Annotated in this window: 2 protein-coding genes; both read left to right on the top strand. The window is 46.2% G+C overall.

Translation table 11 applies throughout. The features are described 5' to 3' along the window. The first annotated feature begins 69 nt into the window (after positions 1-69). Complete coding sequence (locus A372_RS0100195; RefSeq protein ID WP_019418898.1) at positions 70-357, top strand: transposase; 288 nt, start codon at positions 70-72, stop codon at positions 355-357. 47 nt (positions 358-404) lie between these two features. Further along, the coding region (locus A372_RS32580; protein WP_036702557.1) for an IS3 family transposase at positions 405-718 on the top strand (314 nt) is incomplete at its 3' end.

Raw genomic sequence — 718 nt, 5'->3', positions numbered from 1 at the left:
TAGACTAAATACTGGACACCGGAAACCGAGAGTGCGACAATAAATGCATTCATAATCGAGGTGTCTGACATGACGAAAAAGTATGATAAAGAATTCAAATTCCAAACCGTACGACTTATTCAAGAAGAAGGAAAAACGGTAGCGCAGGTAGCCCGCGAAATGGGACTTCACGAGAACACCTTGTATCGCTGGCTGGCTGAGTTCAAACAGGATGGAGCGAATGCCTTTCCTGGCAGTGGACAATTAAAGCCTGAAGACAAAGCTTTACGTGACCTGCAGAAAGAACTCCGCGAACTGCGAGAGGAAAATGAAATCTTAAAAAAGGCGATGCACTACTTCGCGAAAGACCGACGCTGATCTATTCTTTTATCCATGATCATCGCTTCAAGCTCCGCGTCGCGAAGATGTGCAGTGTATTTCAAGTATCTCGAAGCGGCTATTATGAATGGACTCGGCGCAAGAAGAGTAACCGCGCCAAACGCCAAGAACAAATGGACAAGCAGATCCGGCGGATCTTTCTGGATTCAAGACGTCTGTATGGTAGCACCAAGGTATGGGAAGCCCTCAAAAAGAAAGGGGTTCAGGTATCTGAGAAGACCATTGCACGAGCGATGAATAGACTAGGCTTGAAATCCCGTACGATAAAGAAATACAAAGCGACGACGAACTCGAAGCACAATCTGCCTGTAGCCGAAAATGTGCTCAATCAAACGTTCGC

Source organism: Paenibacillus sp. OSY-SE (genome assembly GCF_000283315.1).
GTDB classification, from domain to species: domain Bacteria; phylum Bacillota; class Bacilli; order Paenibacillales; family Paenibacillaceae; genus Paenibacillus_B; species Paenibacillus_B profundus.
This window is presented reverse-complemented; position numbering and strand designations above follow the sequence as displayed.